The following is a 15,945-nucleotide window of genomic DNA, read 5'->3' as shown; positions in this document are numbered from 1 at the left end:
CACGGCGGTCGTCATGCGGCTCGATCCGCAAGGCGACCGCCGTGGCCTGTGCATACGTCCCGTCGGCCAGTGTTTAGACTCGGCGGCACGCGGGAGTGGCGGAATGGCAGACGCGAAGGCCTTAGGAGCCTTTGTCCTAACGGGCGTGGGGGTTCGAGTCCCCCCTTCCGCACAGCTGATCGGTGCGGCGGGTCAGCCGGTGACGGCGACCATCGCGATCGAGACCAGCAGGCCCGGCCGGTCCACGCCGATCCGGCTGCCGCCGGGGTCGGGGCGGTCTCCCAGAAACCCTCGCCGACCAGGAGTACGCCGTCCGCGTTGACGTGCCGGCCGGCCAGGTCGAGGGTGCCCGCGAAGCCGCCGAACGCGTGCGTGGCGCCGACGCACATGACCAGGTCGTAGTCGCCGTCCGGGACGTAGGAGCGGGCGTCCCGCTCGTGCAGGGTCAGGCGGTCGGACAGGCCGCGCACGGCGGCGGCCTCGGCGCCACCCCGCGAGTCTGACCGTGCGGCGGGCGTCCCGCCAGGCGATTCACCGCGCGAGCGCGACCGTCACTGCGCGAGTGCGACCGTGCGGCGGGCGTCGCGCCAGGCGACCCATGCGGTTCGGAGCCTGGGAGACGTGATCTGCTCGCCTCGGCGGCGGGCGGTCAGCTGGGCGATCAGCCACGGCGGGGCGGCCGCCCGCTCGACGGCTCGGGACTTGGTGAGCAGGGCGCCGTGGCGGAGGGCGTACCGGCCGCGGGCCATCGACGTGAGACTCAGGTCGGCCATCGTCGGGTCCAGGAAGATCCACGGGCGGCGGGCCGCCCACGACCAGTAACCGGTGAGCTCGGCGCGGGCGGCGTCGCGGATGTCGTCGTCGGTCATCGCGGGGAACAGCTCGGCCGGCGGGCGGCCGAAGACGGCGTAACCGTGCCTGACCAGCTCGGCGCGCGTGACCCCGGAAAGGATGCGCTGCACCAGGAGGTCGTGCGTCCACGTCGGATGGCGGCGGGACCGGTCATCGACCGCGGAGGCGGGAACGTAGACGCAGCCCAGCTTGAGCGCCGGGTCGATGCCGGCGTGCAACGCGCGGACCTCGTCGTCCCCCAGCTCGGCGGACGTGATGGCCACCAGGTCGAGGTCGCTGACGCCGGGGATGTGGTCACCGGTCGCCAGCGAACCTGCCACGAGCAGATCGGTGACCTGATCATGAGCCGCGAGCCGAGCGGCGAAGTCGTCCAGCACACGCGCATGATGCCAGGTCCGATTCCCGCCGGATTCCCGCGCGGCGCCGGGACAGGATCGAGGCGTCAGCCGGGTTTCCTGGGCGTGATCGGGGCCGCCCGCGAGCGCCTGACCGGCGATAGTGTCCCCCCATGACGGAGTTCATCAAGCAGGACCTGAGCGGCTCCACGTTTCGCGAGGTCAACCTGGCCGACACGGATTTCCGGGGTGTCAACTTCTACCGGGTGCGGATGCGCGGCGTCGAGCTGTGCGATGTGGAGATCAGCGGCGAGCTCAAGAACGTCGTGATCAACGGGATCGACGTCGCCCCGCTGGTGGCCGCCGAGCAGGAACGCCGCGACCCGCTGCTGGCCAAGATGCGCCCGGCCGACGCGGACGGCTTCCGGGAGGCGTGGGCGATCCTCGAGGACCTGTGGGCCGGCACGATCGACCGCGCCCGCAAGCTGACGACCGAGCAGCTCAACACGTCGGTGGACGGCGAGTGGTCGTTCCTGCAGACGCTGCGCCACCTGGCGTACGCCACCGACGCCTGGGTGGGGCGTGCCTACCTGGGCGATCCGGAGCCGTGGCATCCGCTCGACCTGCCGTGGACCGAGGCGGGCGACCTCTGCAGCTTCCCGCCGCTGTGGGATGCGCGGCCGTCGCTCGACGAGGTGCTGGCGCTGCGCGAAGACCGCACTTCGGGCGTACGCGAAGTCTTGAGGTCTTTGACCGACGAGCAGCTGAACGGGCAGACGACGCCGGTCGACGCACCCGGCTGGCCCCCGCCGGAGGCGATGCCGGTGCGTGAGGTGCTGGGCACGGTGCTGATCGAGGAGTACCTGCACCGCCAGTTCGCCGAACGCGACCTCAACAAGCTGTTGCCCTGAGCAACCGGTTGCGAATTGCCTACGGTTACCCGTAGGCTCCTCGGCATGGGCAAACTCATCTGCACCGACATCGCCTCGCTCGACGGCTACATCAACGACGAGCAGGGCAAGTTCGACTGGAGCGAACCCGACCCCGAGGTACACCAGTTCGTCAACGACCTCGAACGGCCGATCGGCACCCACCTGTACGGGCGCCGGCTCTACGAGGTGATGAGCTACTGGGAGACGGCGCTCGAGCAGCCCGGCACGCCCGAGGTCGAACAGGACTACGCCCGCGTCTGGCAGTCCGCCGACAAGATCGTCTACTCGACGACGCTGGCCTCGCCCAGCACCGCCCGCACCCGGATCGAGCGCACCTTCGACCCGGCCGCCGTGCGCCACCTCAAGGAGACGTCCGACCGCGACCTCAGCATCGGCGGCCCCGGCCTGGCATCCCACGCGCTCCGAGCCGGCCTGGTCGACGAGATCCGCGTCCTCTTCTCCCCCGTGATCGTCGGCGGCGGCACCCGCTTCCTCACCGACCGCATCCGCATCGACCTCGAGCTCACCGACGAGCGCCGCTTCGACAACGGCGTCGTCTACCTCGCCTATCGCGTACGCGGCTAGATGTTCACGACCGACGACCGGAATCGTCTGCGGGGCAGGCCGAGCACTGGGTCAGCGCCATCCGCGACCACGTGATCGCACTCGCCTGCCTGCGGCTCGGTCATCCAGCCGCCTACGCCAAGGGCGCACACCTGCTGCCCGACGAGATGACCGCTGGCCGGCACTCTCGCCCGCGACGTCACCGAGCCGGAACTACGCCACGCCCTCGACGCCGTCATCATCGCCGCGGCGAACGAGGTGGGCCACTCGGACCCAGCCGTGGCAGCCGTCCTGCTGTCGGAAGGTCTCGGGGGTGCTCATGAGCGCGATCTACGTCGAAAGTTCAGAGGGCTGGCGGTTGGTGCCACCGGCAGATTTTCCTGACGAGCGCAATCTGCGGGAGATCGTCAGCCGCTCCCCCGCTCTGCCCGACGCACTCCTCATCGCCTACCGGGAGGCGGCGGCCACGAGCGAGTGGAGGGCGCCCGCCGACGCGCGGGCGGATTGGGCCATGGTCTGATCCGTCCTCGGTTTCGGCGCGACGTCAGATGTTGTCGCGGTCGATCTCGATCCGGCGAAGTGACGGCACCAGCGACGCCAGCAGCATCGCGGCCGCTGCCACGCCGCCGGCGGTGAGGGCGACCGCCGCCGTTCCGAACGCCGCAGCGAGCAGCGGTGCGGACAGCTGGCCGATCGGGGACGACACGGACGACCAGAACTCGTCGTGGGCGCCGACCCGGGAGAGCAGACGCTCCGGGATGTGGGTGTAGTTGACGGTCTCCCAGACGACGGTGAAGAACTCGGCGGCCACCCCGGCCAGCAACGACGCGGCCGCCAGCCAGAGTGTGCCGGCGCCGGTGCCGAGCAGGATCAGCGGCAGGGTGGCCACCGCCATCGAGGACAGGGCCGGCGTCATCGGCCGGCGCATGATGGTCAGCTTCACCAGCACCACGCTGGCCAGCAGCGCACCGACCCCGCGGGCGGCCAGTACCAGGCCCCAGCCGCGGGCGCCGATCGTGTCGTTCGCGATCACCGGGCCGAGGATCTGCCAGAAGCCCATGTTGGTGGCGTTGAAGACGGCGAAGGCCAGCGTCACCGACCAGATCCACTGCTGGGACCTGAAGTATCTCCAGCCCTCCCGCAGATCGGCGAGCATGGTCGGGCCGTCCTTGGCGCGCGGGGGCAGATCCGGCTGCGAGATCCGGGCGAAGCAGGCGGCCGCCAGCAGGAAGGACGTGGCGTCCGCGGCGAGCGCCCAGCCGCCGCCGACCGACGCGGTCAACAGGCCGGCGACGGCCGGGCCGGCGATCCGGGTGGTGTTGCGGGCGGAGGCAAGCAGCGAGCTCGCCCGCTGGAGTCCGCGCCCGGCGATCAGGCCGGCGACGATGCCGCGCAGGGCGGGCGTGGTCAGTCCCTGGAAGACGCCGGTGCAGGCGGACAACGGCAGCAGCAGCGCCGGGTGCTGACCGGTGAGCAGGACGACCGCGACGCCGGCCTGGGCGACGCCGGCGCCGATGCTGGTGAGAACCAGCACCCTGTCGCGGCGGTAACGGTCGGCGATGCCGCCGCCGAGGAGCATCGTCGCGACCATCGGAACCAGGGCGGCGGCGGTGACCGCGGACAGCCAGGCAGCGCTGCCGGTCAGCTCCAGAACACCGAACGCCAGCGCGACGGGTGACATGAAGCTGCCGGCCATCGAGATCGAGCGGCCGGCGAAGAACCACCTGAAGGCTCCGGGCACGAGGTGCCACGCTGCCAGCCCTCACCGGGGGGATCAAACGGGACAGCCGGGCGGGGCACTGATCCGTATGCTTCGACGGTCTTCAAGGGGAGGATCGCGTGTACGAGCAACAACAGCCGACCGGCGCCATCGCGGTGACCGCGCGGTACTGGTGGATGAGCTTCCTCCTCGGGCTGTTCAAGCCCCTCCTCGCGATCAACGGGCATCCGGTGCAGGCGGCCTGGGGGCGCACCGTCGTGCCGATGCCGCCGGGGCAGCACCACGTGCACATGCACATCCCTTATCTTCTGCCGTCGCGGATCGGGAACGCCGACACCGTCGTCACGGTGCATCCCGGCCAGGTGGTCGAGCTCGAATATCGGGCGCCCGCCATCGCGTGGCTGGACGGGGCGATCGGCGCGCCACCGCAGAACCACAACGGCAAGACCGCGGCCATCGTGCTCGTCGCACTGCCGCTGGTCGTGCTGATCCTGTGCCTGTGCGGCGGCATCGCCATCTCGCTGTTCAGCGACGGCAACAGTGACGACGAGGTGACCCTGCCGGCGCCGGTGCGGACGTTCCCCGCCGCCGAGCCGTTCGAGCCGGCGCCGACGAGCGAGGCGCCCGACCCGGACAAACCCGCTCTTCGGGACATACCCAGCCGTACCCTCGTGGGGCCTGCCAAGGGCCGCTACACGCTCGACCTGAGCCACTTCTTCGGCACCGGCGGCGGCGAGCCGAAGTGGCAGGTCGGCGTCGGCGCGTTCACCCCGCCGGCCACCAAGGCGAACATCCAGAAGATCTTCAACGACGTCCTGACCCAGACCGGCTGACGGTGCCCGGCGAGGAGCGGCTGAGGTCGGCGCTGTCCCGCAACGAGGTCCTGATCGAGGTGCTGGAGCGAGCCGCGGCGCTGGACCTGCCAGGCTGGTACCTGACGGCCGGCTGCGTGTTCCAGACCGTGTGGAACGGCGTCACGGGCCGGCCGCCGGGGCACGGGATCCGGGACTACGACCTGTTCTACTTCGACGCTGGTGACCTGTCGTGGGAGGCCGAGGACCGGGTGATCGCGGCGTCGGCGCGGGTCTTCGCGGACCTGCCCGCCGAGGTCGAGGTTCGCAACGAGGCGCGCGTCCACCTCTGGTACGAGCAGAAGTTCGGCGTTCCCTGCCCGCCCTACTCCTCGACCGAGGCGGCGATCGACTCGTTCGCCGCCACCACCTGCTGCGTCGGGGTCCGGCTGGAGCCGGACGGGCAGTGGCGGGTGTACGCGCCGCACGGCCTCGCCGACATCTTCGACCTGGTGCTGCGGCCCAACCCGGTGCTCGCGCCGCGCGAGGTCTACGAGACGAAGGCCGCCCGGTGGCGTGAGCTGTGGCCCGAACTCACCGTTCTGCCGTGGCCGGCGTAACAAGTGACCGGCGCCGCAGAACGACAGGCGCGGTCCGGGCGATGATGGCCGGATGGGCTTGGAGTTCTCGCTTGATCCGGTGGTGACCGACGCGCTGCGCGAGGAGGTCGTCGCGCTGTGGACCGCGGTCGTCAACTCCGGTGGGGCCGTCGGGTTCGTGGCGCCGGTCGTTGCCGATGACGTGCGGCCGACCGCCGAGAGTTCACTCGCCGCGGTCGTCGCCGGGACCGATCGGCTGGTCGCCGGGTTCGAGGACGGGCGGCTGGTGGCGCTGCTGTTCGTCGCGGACAACGGGCATCGGCTCAAGAACCATTGGCGGACACTCAAACGCGTCATGGTCGACCCCGCAAAGCAAGGCCTCGGGTACGGCGGGGCGATCATGCGCGAGGCGGCGGCGGCCGGGCGGAAGATGGGGCTGGACGCGTTGCAGGTGACCGTGCGGGGCGGGACGGGGACCGAGGATTTCTATGCGCGGCTCGGCTACCGCGAGGTGGGGCGGGTGCCCGACGCGCTGCGGGTGGCGCCGGGCGACGACCGTGACGAGATCATCATGTGGCTGGAACTAGCAGGACGCGGGCCGGGCGACTAGCGCGACCGGGGGTTCGACGACCGGGGGCGGCGCGGACGAGGCGGGCGCGGATTCCAGGATCGGCGGCTTCGGCGCCGGTGCGGGCTTCTTGGCCGGCGTGCGTTTCGGTGATGGTTTCGGCTTGACGGCCTTGATCACGCCGCGCAGCTTCTGTGTCAGGCCCGGCTTCAGTTTGATCCCGGGCACGGTGGTCGTCTTCCCGTACGCATCGGTGAACTTGATCGTGAACGGCCCGCTCCCCGCGCCGCCGTCGACGATCCAGTAGTTGAAGTCCGTACGCGAAGCCGTCTTGCCGTTGATCTTCACCGAGCGCAGCGGGCTGCCGTGGTTGTCGATCAGCGCCGCGAACCAGTACTGCGACGAGCCTTCCTTCAGCCGCACACTGACCGGCCCGGGCACCTTGGGCGTGCGCACCTTCGTGAACGAGATGGGCACGATGCCGTCGACCTCGTCCGCGATCTTCTTGAACGCCGTCCGGCTGAGGTCGATGTGCCCCGCCTCGCACGGCGGGCACGAGTCGATCACCTTGACCCGCACCTTGCCGTTGGGCCCCTTCACGTCCAGGTAGCTGCCGCACATCGCACCGTCGTCGTAGTCCTCCTCGCCGAGCGCGACGAACAGGTCGTCGGCCGGCGCCGACGGGAACGAGCAGTTGCCCGGGCCGTCGCCGAGGTCGTAGAAGGTGGCCTTGTCGCCGGCGCGGGCGGCAGCGCAGGCGGCGCCGCCGTCCCGCAGCAGCAGGGCGACACCGAGGATCCCGGCCAGGACTACTGCGCCACCGGATGCCAGCCAGCGCTTCGCCAAAAATGGATTGGAGGGTGCGGTCACGCCGGTGAATGCTTCGGCCTTGCGTACGGAAGGGCAACGGTCCTAAGCGAAACCTAAGACGCGAGAGTGACCTCGTCACCCACCCGGAGGGTTCCGGTTGCGTCCGGGAGCAGGTTCATGCCGAAGAGCAGCCCGCCGCCGATGTTGCGGAACCGGCCCAGGATCCGCAGCGGCTGCGAGCCTTTCACACCGGTCTCCTGGTCGATCGTGGTGACCAGGCAGCGCGCGCACGCATTGGCCGCCAGGAACGGCACGTCACCGATCGTCAGCCGCCGGCCCACCCAGTCGTCCTCGGCCCACGGCGTCGCGCCGGCCACCACGATGTTCGGCCGGAACCGGGTCATCGGCACCGGCTCCTCACCCGCCTCGACCAGCCAGTCGTTCAGCGCGGCCAGCGACCCCTCGGTGGTGACCAGCATCGGGTAGCCGTCGGCCAAGCTGACCCGGTCGTCGTCTCGCGAAGACCCGTCGATGGTCCGCCCGCTCGGGTCGGCCTGCCACGCCAGCCGCACCGGCCGCCCCAGAAACCGAGCGAACCACCCGCCGTCGTCCGCGATCCGCGCCGGCACCGGGGACTTGCGCCGGAAGACGCGCACGAACTCCTTCGGCCCGACGGCGGGCTCGGCCACGTGCAGGTCCGGCATTCCTGGCGTACGCACGACCAGCCCGTCGTCGACCGGCGTGACGTGCAACTGGCTGAGCACCGAGGTGTCCCGCTGCGTCACACCGACCCCGTCGTGATCGACGACGATCCAGCGCCGATCCCCGGCGAGACCTTGGCGCTCCACGACGGCTTCGTCGTGGTCATTCCGGTGCGACCCCTTGATCGGGTACGTGTGCAGCGAGGCGATTCGCATCCTGTCAGCCTGCCACGCCCGCCCCGGCCAGCAGTCGCCCGCTCGCGGACCACAACGCGGCACCCGCCTCGGGGTCGGTCGCGCCGCGCGGCAGCCGGGCCGGCTTCGGGGCGCCGCTGTCCTGGCGGCGGCCGGCCGGCCCGAGGAAGGCGCCGTTGGGCACGCCGGGATCGGTGGCGGCGAAGAGCGAAGGCCACGCGGCAGCCTCCTCGGAACCCATCGCCACGCGGCTCAACAGGGGGAGCAGCAGGCGCTGGAAACCGCCGCGGGTGTGCTGCTGCAGGTTGGTCATGGCCGAGCCGGGGTGGACGGCGATCGCCCGCATCGGTGTGCCGTCGAGGCGACGGGCCAGTTCGAGGGTGAAGACGATGTTGGCGCGCTTGGACTTCGCGTACGCGGTCATCGGCCGGTAGGAGCGCTCGCTCATCAGGTCGGTGAGGGCGGCGCTGGGCCAGCGGGCGGCGACGGCGCTGACGGTGACGATGCGGGCGGCGGGCGCCCGGCGCAGAACCGGCATCAGGTACGAGGTGAGGGCGAAGTGACCCAGGTGGTTCGTGCCGAAGGTCAGCTCGAAGCCGTCGGCTGTGGTCCGGCGTTCCGGGACGTTCATCACCCCGGCGTTGTTGATGAGCAGGTCGAGGTCGGTGACCGTGCCGGCCGCCGCCTCGATGCTCGCGAGGTCGCTCAGGTCGAACTCGAGGATGACCAGGTCGGCCCCGGGCGTCTTGGTGCGGATGGCGGTGGCGGCCGTCTCGAGGCGGCTGCCGTCACGGCCGGCGAGCAGCACGCGTGCGCCGTGGGCGGCGAGGTGCCGTGCGGTGTGCAGACCGATGCCGCTGTTGGCGCCGGTGACGAGCGCGGTGCGGCCGGTCAGGTCGCCGATGTCGTCGGGGGTCCAGTGCGTCATGACAGCTCCCTAGTAAATGAACACTCATTCAATAGTGTTCGCAGGTGCGTCGAGTTGTCAAATAAATGTTCATTCAGTAACACTGGGCGGCGTGCGGACACGGGATCCTGAGACCAAGCGCCGGCAGCTGCTGGAGTCGGCCCTGACGGAGTTCGCGGCGTACGGGGTGTCCGGCGCCCGCGTCGACCGGGTGGCGAAACGGGCCGGGATCAGCGCCGGCCTCGTCTACTCGTTCTACGAGAACAAGGACGGACTCTTCGAGGCGGTTTTCGACCTGATCGTCGAGCAGACCGTCACGACCGTGCCGATGAACGCCGACGACCTCGGTGAGTACGCCGGCCGCCTCCACGACGGCGGCACGACCCACCCCGAGATCCTGCGTTTCGTAGCGTGGTACCAGCTGGAACGCGGCGAGACCGCAACCCGCCGGGCGTCCACCACGGCCGCGATGGCCGACAAGGTCGCCGCGATCGCCGACGCCCAGAAACGCGGCACGGTCACCGAGACCCTCGCGCCGGGCGAGGTGCTGGCGCTGGTGCTGACCCTGGCCAACATGTGGCAGCTCCGCGAGCCCGACTTCCAGGACCTGGTCCCGCGCTCCCGCCACCGAGCCACCGTCGCGGAGGCGGTGAATCGCCTCACGGCGCCGGAGACGCATCGCACGACGGCACCCTCGGGCCGCGCGCACGGCGGAGACCGCAGCGATCCATCGTCTTCGTCGACCGCGGCGACCGGCGGCTTCCCCGTGCGGGGCTAGCGGACTGAAAGTTCTTATGCATAGTCTGGGCGGGTGAATGAAACAGCCGTCAAGGTGGGGGATCTGTTTCACGGGACTCGGCTCACGCCCACGCAGCGGCGGATCGCGCACAGCCTCGTGCAGCATGCCGCCACCGCGGCCTATCTGTCGGCCGCGGAAGTCGCCGAGCTCGCGGGTGTCAGCCAGCCCTCGGTGACCCGGTTCGCGATGGCGCTCGGCTACACCGGCTACCCCGCGCTGCGTCGTGAGCTGCGCGGGCTCGTCGGCTCCGCGTCCGCGCCGGCCACCGCGGCGGCCAACGAGATGCAGAGCGCGATCTCGGCGGAGGCCGGGCGGCTGGGGCGGTTGCGGGATCAGCTCGACGATCTCACCCCGGTGCGTACGGCCGCCGGACTGCTCGTGCGCAGCCGGCCCCTGCCGGTTCTCGGGCTGCGGGCCGCGGCGCCGCTGGCGGGGTACTTCGGGTATTTCGCCGCCAAGGTGCACCCGGACGTGCGGGTGCTGGACTGCGGCGGGACGCAGTTGCTGGACCGGCTGGATCAGGCCCGCGCGGCCGGTGCGACCGCCATGCTGGCGATGGTGCTGCCCCGCTATCCGCGGGAGAGCCTGGCCGCGATCCGGGAGGCGGGTATGGCCGTGGTGGCGATCACCGACTCGTCCGTGTCGCCGGCCGCCGAGGTGGCGGATGTGGTGTTGCCGGCGGCGGTGGGCACGGATCTGGTGTTCGACCTGCACACGGGGCCGATGGCGATGGCGATGGTGTTGCTGCAGGCGATGTGCGACGCGGCGCCCGAGGTGGCGCAGCGCCGGTTGGAGGAGTTCGAGGCGACGGCCGGGCGGCGGCACATTTTCGAAGCGTAAAAGGCGTAAAAGGCGTAAGAAGCGTAGGGGGCAGCACGGCATGGAGATCAGGGCTCAGCGGGGTACGACGCGCACGGCACTGGGCTGGCCGCAGGAGGCCGCCAAGCGGATGCTGATGAACAACCTGGACCCGGATGTGGCGGAGCGCCCGGAGGACCTGGTGGTGTACGGCGGCACGGGACGGGCGGCGCGGGACTGGCCCAGCTTCCACGCGATCGTGCGGGAACTGGACGTGTTGCGCGACGACGAGACTCTGCTGGTGCAGTCGGGACGGCCGGTCGGTGTCCTGCGTACCCATGAATGGGCTCCTCGGGTTTTGATCGCGAACTCGAATCTGGTCGGCGACTGGGCCACGTGGCCGGAGTTCCGCCGCCTGGAGAAGCTGGGCCTGACGATGTACGGCCAGATGACCGCCGGGTCGTGGATCTACATCGGCACGCAGGGCATCCTGCAGGGGACGTACGAGACGTTCTCGGCGGTGGCGGCGAAGAGGTTCGGCGGCGACCTGGCGGGGACGTTGACGCTGACCGCGGGGTGCGGCGGCATGGGCGGCGCGCAGCCTCTCGCGGTGACGATGAACGGCGGCGTCTGCCTGATCGTGGACGTGGACCGGACCCGGCTGCAGCGGCGGGTCGACACGCGTTACCTCGGCGAGATCGCGGACGATCTGAACCAAGCGGTGGCCCTGTCCGAGGCGTACAAAAAGGACAGAGTTGCCAGGTCCGTCGGCGTCGTCGGGAACGCCGCCGAGGTCTTCCCCGAGCTGTTGCGTCGCGGGGTCGAGATCGACATCGTCACCGATCAGACCAGCGCGCACGATCCCCTGAGCTACGTGCCTGTCGGGGACATCACCGGCCTGAAGCCGGACGAGCACACCGACCGCGCCCGGGCGAGCATGGCGGTTCATGTCGAGGCGATGGTCGGGTTCCTGGATCGCGGCGCCGAGGTGTTCGACTACGGCAACTCGATCCGCGGCGAGGCGAGGCTCGGCGGCTACGAGCGGGCGTTCGATTTCCCGGGCTTCGTCCCGGCGTACATCAGGCCGCTCTTCGCCGAGGGCAAGGGCCCGTTCCGCTGGGCGGCGCTCTCCGGCGATCCGACCGACATCGCCGCGACGGACCGGGCGGTGCTGGATCTGTTCCCGGACAACGACCCGCTCGCGCGCTGGATCCGGCTGGCCGGCGAACGTGTTGCCTTCCAGGGGCTTCCGGCCCGGATCTGCTGGCTGGGCTACGGCGAACGGGACAAGGCCGGCGTGAGGTTCAACGAGATGGTCGCGAGCGGCGAGGTGTCGGCGCCGCTGGTGATCGGCCGCGACCACCTGGACTCGGGGTCGGTGGCCTCGCCCTACCGGGAGACCGAGGCGATGGCCGACGGGTCGGACGCGATCGCCGACTGGCCGCTGCTGAACGCGATGGTCAACACGGCCAGCGGCGCGAGCTGGGTGTCCATCCACCACGGCGGCGGGGTGGGCATCGGCCGGTCGATCCACGCCGGACAGGTGTGCGTGGCGGACGGGAGCGCACTCGCCGGTCAGAAGATCGAGCGGGTGCTGAGCAACGATCCGGCCACCGGCGTGCTGCGACACGCGGACGCCGGCTACGACTCGGCGGCCGCCGCGCACGTCACCGTCCCGATGCGGCAGTCGTGAGCTTCGCCGAGCTGTGGGCCGAGATCGCGCCGATCGGCCTGACCGACAAGGGATATCTCCGGTACGCCCTGGGCGAGGCGGAACTCGTCCTGCGGGACTGGTTCCGCAATCAGGCGTTCCGCCGCGACATGACGGTCACCGAGGACGGGAACGGCAACCTGTTCGCGTGGTGCGGCGAACCGTGGGCGGACGGCGTGGTGCTGACCGGCTCGCACTTCGACTCGGTGCCCTACGGCGGCGGCTACGACGGGCCGCTCGGCATCGTGTCCGCGTTCCTGGCGGTGGACCGGCTCCCGCCCGGCCGCAACGTGGCCGTGGTGGCGTTCTGCGAGGAGGAGGGTGGCCGCTTCGGCGTGCCGTGCCTGGGGTCGCGGCTGCTGACCGGCGCGATCCCGGTGGACCGGGCGGCGGCGCTGTGCGATCGGGACGGGATCACCTTCGGGCAGGCGCTGGGCGGCCGGCCCACCGGAGAACGCGCGTTGAACAAGGTCAGGGCCGTGGTCGAGCTGCACATCGAGCAGGGCCGCGCCCTCGAGGTCCCGGTCGGGGTGGCCGGCGCGATCTGGCCGCACGGGCGGTGGCGGCTGGACTTCCGGGGCAGCGCCGACCACGCCGGGACCACGCGCATGGCGGACCGTCGGGATCCGATGCTGACGTACGCGTACACGGTGCTGGCCGCGAACAAGGAGGCGCGCCTGTCCGGCGCCCACGCCACGATGGGCCGGGTATCGGTGGAACCCAATGCCACCAACGCGATCCCGTCCCTGGTGACCGGCTGGCTCGACGCCCGGGCCGCCGACGAGTCCACGTTGGATGCTCTGGTGGCCGCGGTGACGAAGCGGGCGGAGGATCGCGCCGGCCGGGACGGCACCGAGGTGTCGGTGACGGCCGAGTCGGTCACGGCCGAAGTAGCCTTCGACAGCCCGCTGGCGCTGCGCCTCTCGGCCATCCTCGACGGCGCGCCGATCCTGCCGACCGGCGCCGGCCACGACGCCGGGGTGTTGTCCGCGCACGTGCCGACCGCGATGCTCTTCGTCCGGAACCCGACCGGGGTGTCGCACTCCCCCGCCGAGCACGCGACCGACGCCGACTGCGAGGCCGGGGTGGACGCGCTCGCCGCGGTGCTGGAGGAGCTCACGCGCGCCCCGGCGGCGGAGGAGTTGACGTGAGCTTCAAGTGGCACGCCGCGCACGCGCTCGTCGGCGGCGTGATCGAGGACGACGTCCTGATCGAGATCGTGGACGGCCGGTTCGCATCCGTGACGCCCGGTTCGCCGCGAGGCGATGCGAACAAGCTGCCCGGCCTGGTCCTGCCCAGCTTCGCCAACGTGCACTCGCACGCCTTCCACCGGGCTCTGCGTGGCCGCACGCACAGCGGTCGCGGCAGCTTCTGGACCTGGCGCGACCGGATGTACGAGGTGGCCGGCTCGCTCGACCCGGACGGCTACCACCGGCTGGCGCGGGCGGTCTACGGCGAGATGGCGATGGCCGGGATCACCGCGGTCGGCGAGTTCCACTACCTGCACCACACGCCGACCGGCGGCCGTTACGCCGATCCGAACGCGATGGGCGAGGCGCTCATCGCGGCCGCCGCGGACGCCGGCATCCGGATCACCCTGCTGGACACGCTCTATCTGACGTCCAGTGTGGATGGTAAGCCTCCGGAGGGTGTGCAGCGCCGGTTCAGCGACGGCACGGCCGATGCCTGGATCGACCGCGTGACGGCGCTGAAACCGTTGCCCCACGCACGGATCGGCGCCGCGGCACACTCGGTCCGTGCCGTGCCGGAGCGCGAGCTGGCCGCGTTGGCCGGCCGGGCTCCGCTGCACGTGCACCTGTCCGAGCAACGCGCCGAGAACGAGCAGTGCCAGGCCGTCCACGGCTGCACGCCGACCGAGTTGTTGCGCCGCAACGGGATCCTCGGCCCCGGCACCACTGTCGTGCACGCCACGCATCTCACCGACGGCGATGTCGGGGCGCTGTCCGGGACCGGCGTGTGCCTGTGTCCCACCACCGAACGGGACCTCGCCGACGGGATCGGCCCCGCCCGCGCCCTGACCGGGCTCTCCCTCGGCAGCGACAGCCACGCCGTGATCGACGTCTTCGAGGAGATGCGCGGCGTGGAGATGAACGAGCGGCTGGCCACCGAGAGGCGCGGCCACTTCACCGTGGCCGAGTTGCTCGCGGCGGCCACCAACCATGCGGCGATCGGCTGGGACGACGCGGGCGAGATCGCCGTCGGCATGCGCGCCGACCTGGTCGCCCTCTCCCTGACGTCGGTACGCACGGCGGGCACCGATCCGGCCCAGGCGATCCTGGCCGCCACCGCCGCCGACATCACGACCGTGATCGCGGACGGCCGGCTGATCGTGGCGGACGGCCGGCACCTCGAGCTCGACGTGGCGGCCGAACTGGGGGAGGCGATCCCGGCATGACCGACAAGAGCGGCACGAGCAGCATCCTGATCGACAACATCGGCGAGCTCACCACGCACGACGGGCCGCCACGCACGAACGCCGCCCTGCTCGCCGAGGACGGCCGCGTCGCCTGGGTCGGCTCGGCGTCGGACGCGCCCTCCGCCGACGAGCGGATCGACGCCGGTGGCGCGGCGGTCATCCCCGGCTTCGTGGACAGCCACGCGCACCTGGTGTTCGCCGGGGACCGGGCCGCCGAGTTCGCCGCGCGGATGGCCGGCCGCCCGTACACCGGTGGTGGAATCCGCACGACCGTGGCCGCGACCCGCGCCGCGACCGACGACGACCTCCGCGCCAACGCCTCTCGCCTGGTCACCGAGGCGCGGCGGCAGGGCACGACCACGATCGAGATCAAGAGTGGGTACGGCCTGAGCGTCGCCGACGAGGCCCGCAGCCTGCGCATCGCCGCCGAGCTCACCGAGGAGACCACCTTCCTGGGCGCGCATCTGGTCCCGGACGGCGACCCGGACGACTACGTCGCGCTGGTCACCGGCGAGATGCTGGCGGCCGCCGCACCCCACGCGCGGTGGATCGACGTGTTCTGCGATCGGGGCGCGTTCACCGGCGAGCAGTCGCGCGCGATCCTGACCGCGGGCCTCGCCGCCGGCCTGCTGCCCCGCATCCATGCGAACCAGCTTCAGCACGGACCCGGCGTACGCATAGCCGTGGAATTGAAAGCCGCCAGCGCGGACCACTGCACGCACCTGGACGCGGCCGACGTCGACGCGCTGGCGAGCGGCGACACCGTTGCCACGCTGCTGCCCGGCGCCGAGTTCTCCACCCGCTCGCCCTACCCGGACGCCCGGCGGCTGCTGGAGGCGGGCGTGACCGTGGCGCTGGCGACCGACTGCAACCCCGGCTCGTCGTACACGTCATCCATGCCCTTCTGTCTCGCCCTGGCCGTCCGCGAGATGCGCATGACGCCGGCCGAGGCCCTGTGGTCGGCCACCGCCGGCGGCGCGCGTGCCCTGCGCCGCGACGACATCGGCCACCTGCGCGTCGGCGCCCGTGCCGACCTGGCCGTCCTGGACGCGCCGTCCTACCTGCACCTGGCCTACCGGCCGGGCGTGCCACTGATCCGCACCGTTCTGCACCACGGAGTCCCGCTATGACCGTCGTCGTTCAGCCCACCGGCGTCACCGCCGACCTCCTGCGCCACGGGGTCGCGTCATGACCGTCGTCGTTCAGCCCACCGGCGTCACCGCCGA

Annotated in this window: 17 protein-coding genes and 1 tRNA gene; 13 read left to right on the top strand and 5 right to left on the bottom strand. The window is 71.3% G+C overall.

The window, feature by feature from the left end; translation table 11 throughout:
- The first annotated feature begins 89 nt into the window (after positions 1 to 89).
- Positions 90 to 172, top strand: a tRNA-Leu gene (locus tag QSK31_RS23265).
- Between the two features lie 379 nt (positions 173 to 551).
- Here the strand turns inward: QSK31_RS23265 and QSK31_RS23260 are convergent.
- Complete coding sequence (locus tag QSK31_RS23260; protein WP_285686403.1) at positions 552 to 1,229, bottom strand: nucleotidyltransferase domain-containing protein; 678 nt, start codon at positions 1,227 to 1,229, stop codon at positions 552 to 554.
- Between the two features lie 131 nt (positions 1,230 to 1,360).
- Here QSK31_RS23260 and QSK31_RS23255 point away from each other — a divergent pair, with 131 nt between their 5' ends.
- From QSK31_RS23255 to QSK31_RS23245, 3 genes are all read left to right on the top strand, one after another.
- Positions 1,361 to 2,098: a DinB family protein gene (locus QSK31_RS23255; RefSeq protein ID WP_285686402.1), complete on the top strand. Its 738-nt coding sequence runs from the start codon at positions 1,361 to 1,363 to the stop codon at positions 2,096 to 2,098.
- 45 nt (positions 2,099 to 2,143) lie between these two features.
- Positions 2,144 to 2,704, top strand: coding sequence for a dihydrofolate reductase family protein (locus QSK31_RS23250; protein ID WP_285686401.1), 561 nt, complete (start codon positions 2,144 to 2,146; stop codon positions 2,702 to 2,704).
- Positions 2,705 to 3,002: 298 nt separating this feature from the next.
- Positions 3,003 to 3,203: a hypothetical protein gene (locus QSK31_RS23245; RefSeq protein WP_285686400.1), complete on the top strand. Its 201-nt coding sequence runs from the start codon at positions 3,003 to 3,005 to the stop codon at positions 3,201 to 3,203.
- 24 nt (positions 3,204 to 3,227) lie between these two features.
- On the opposite strand, the gene QSK31_RS23240 is transcribed toward QSK31_RS23245, so the two are convergent.
- On the bottom strand, positions 3,228 to 4,424 hold the full coding sequence (locus tag QSK31_RS23240; RefSeq protein WP_285686399.1) for an MFS transporter: 1,197 nt from the start codon (positions 4,422 to 4,424) through the stop codon (positions 3,228 to 3,230).
- Between the two features lie 98 nt (positions 4,425 to 4,522).
- Between QSK31_RS23240 and QSK31_RS23235 the strand changes: the two genes are divergently transcribed.
- Genes QSK31_RS23235 through QSK31_RS23225 form a run of 3 tightly spaced genes read left to right on the top strand, consistent with a single transcriptional unit; the run spans position 4,523 to position 6,403 of the window.
- Positions 4,523 to 5,236 (top strand): hypothetical protein, encoded by a 714-nt coding sequence (locus QSK31_RS23235; protein ID WP_285686398.1) that lies wholly within the window; start codon positions 4,523 to 4,525, stop codon positions 5,234 to 5,236.
- 2 nt (positions 5,237 to 5,238) lie between these two features.
- Positions 5,239 to 5,814, top strand: coding sequence for a nucleotidyltransferase family protein (locus QSK31_RS23230; protein ID WP_285686397.1), 576 nt, complete (start codon positions 5,239 to 5,241; stop codon positions 5,812 to 5,814).
- 52 nt (positions 5,815 to 5,866) lie between these two features.
- A complete protein-coding gene (locus QSK31_RS23225) occupies positions 5,867 to 6,403 on the top strand; it encodes a GNAT family N-acetyltransferase (protein ID WP_285686396.1) in 537 nt (178 codons plus the stop codon).
- Here QSK31_RS23225 and QSK31_RS23220 read toward each other — a convergent pair.
- The 3 genes from QSK31_RS23220 to QSK31_RS23210 all read right to left on the bottom strand — a co-directional run bounded on the left by QSK31_RS23220 (position 6,377) and on the right by QSK31_RS23210 (position 8,995).
- Entirely contained in the window at positions 6,377 to 7,207 is an 831-nt protein-coding gene (locus QSK31_RS23220) for an expansin EXLX1 family cellulose-binding protein (RefSeq protein ID WP_285686395.1), read from the bottom strand. The two genes, QSK31_RS23225 and QSK31_RS23220, sit on opposite strands and share 27 nt — an antisense overlap.
- Positions 7,208 to 7,284: 77 nt before the next feature.
- Positions 7,285 to 8,088 (bottom strand): MOSC domain-containing protein, encoded by an 804-nt coding sequence (locus QSK31_RS23215; protein ID WP_285686394.1) that lies wholly within the window; start codon positions 8,086 to 8,088, stop codon positions 7,285 to 7,287.
- Between the two features lie 4 nt (positions 8,089 to 8,092).
- The gene (locus tag QSK31_RS23210) at positions 8,093 to 8,995 is read right to left on the bottom strand and encodes an oxidoreductase (protein ID WP_285686393.1); all 903 of its coding nucleotides are present in this window, start codon (positions 8,993 to 8,995) and stop codon (positions 8,093 to 8,095) included.
- Positions 8,996 to 9,086: 91 nt separating this feature from the next.
- On the opposite strand from QSK31_RS23210, the gene QSK31_RS23205 reads away from it, so the two are divergent.
- From QSK31_RS23205 to hutI, 6 genes are read left to right on the top strand one after another with little or no spacing between them, the layout of a single operon-like run.
- Complete coding sequence (locus QSK31_RS23205; protein WP_285686392.1) at positions 9,087 to 9,752, top strand: TetR family transcriptional regulator; 666 nt, start codon at positions 9,087 to 9,089, stop codon at positions 9,750 to 9,752.
- Positions 9,753 to 9,785: 33 nt separating this feature from the next.
- The gene (locus QSK31_RS23200) at positions 9,786 to 10,613 is read left to right on the top strand and encodes a MurR/RpiR family transcriptional regulator (RefSeq protein WP_285686391.1); all 828 of its coding nucleotides are present in this window, start codon (positions 9,786 to 9,788) and stop codon (positions 10,611 to 10,613) included.
- 40 nt (positions 10,614 to 10,653) lie between these two features.
- Entirely contained in the window at positions 10,654 to 12,264 is a 1,611-nt protein-coding gene (hutU, locus tag QSK31_RS23195) for a urocanate hydratase (protein WP_352244478.1), read from the top strand.
- Positions 12,261 to 13,433, top strand: a complete 1,173-nt coding sequence (locus QSK31_RS23190; protein WP_285686390.1) for an allantoate amidohydrolase — start codon at positions 12,261 to 12,263, stop codon at positions 13,431 to 13,433. The genes hutU and QSK31_RS23190 overlap by 4 nt, the downstream gene beginning before the upstream one ends.
- Complete coding sequence (locus QSK31_RS23185) at positions 13,430 to 14,698, top strand: formimidoylglutamate deiminase (RefSeq protein ID WP_285686389.1); 1,269 nt, start codon at positions 13,430 to 13,432, stop codon at positions 14,696 to 14,698. Before QSK31_RS23190 ends, QSK31_RS23185 begins: the two co-directional genes overlap by 4 nt.
- Complete coding sequence (hutI, locus tag QSK31_RS23180) at positions 14,695 to 15,849, top strand: imidazolonepropionase (RefSeq protein ID WP_285686388.1); 1,155 nt, start codon at positions 14,695 to 14,697, stop codon at positions 15,847 to 15,849. Before QSK31_RS23185 ends, hutI begins: the two co-directional genes overlap by 4 nt.
- Positions 15,850 to 15,945: the final 96 nt, after the last annotated feature.

The organism is Actinoplanes sp. NBRC 103695 (assembly GCF_030269485.1).
GTDB lineage: Bacteria > Actinomycetota > Actinomycetes > Mycobacteriales > Micromonosporaceae > Actinoplanes.
The sequence above is the reverse complement of the archived record's forward strand: the minus strand, read 5'-3'. Positions and strand labels throughout refer to the sequence as shown.

Excerpts from the sequence above, each read along its gene's own strand:
- QSK31_RS23255 (WP_285686402.1), top strand. The coding sequence starts at position 1,361 with ATGACGGAGTTCATCAAGCAGGACCTGAGCGGCTCCACGTTTCGCGAG.
- QSK31_RS23250 (WP_285686401.1), top strand. The coding sequence starts at position 2,144 with ATGGGCAAACTCATCTGCACCGACATCGCCTCGCTCGACGGCTACATC.
- QSK31_RS23245 (WP_285686400.1), top strand. The coding sequence starts at position 3,003 with ATGAGCGCGATCTACGTCGAAAGTTCAGAGGGCTGGCGGTTGGTGCCA.
- QSK31_RS23225 (WP_285686396.1), top strand. The coding sequence starts at position 5,867 with ATGGGCTTGGAGTTCTCGCTTGATCCGGTGGTGACCGACGCGCTGCGC.
- QSK31_RS23215 (WP_285686394.1), bottom strand. The coding sequence starts at position 8,088 with ATGCGAATCGCCTCGCTGCACACGTACCCGATCAAGGGGTCGCACCGG.
- QSK31_RS23210 (WP_285686393.1), bottom strand. The coding sequence starts at position 8,995 with ATGACGCACTGGACCCCCGACGACATCGGCGACCTGACCGGCCGCACC.
- hutU (WP_352244478.1), top strand. The coding sequence starts at position 10,654 with ATGGAGATCAGGGCTCAGCGGGGTACGACGCGCACGGCACTGGGCTGG.
- hutI (WP_285686388.1), top strand. The coding sequence starts at position 14,695 with ATGACCGACAAGAGCGGCACGAGCAGCATCCTGATCGACAACATCGGC.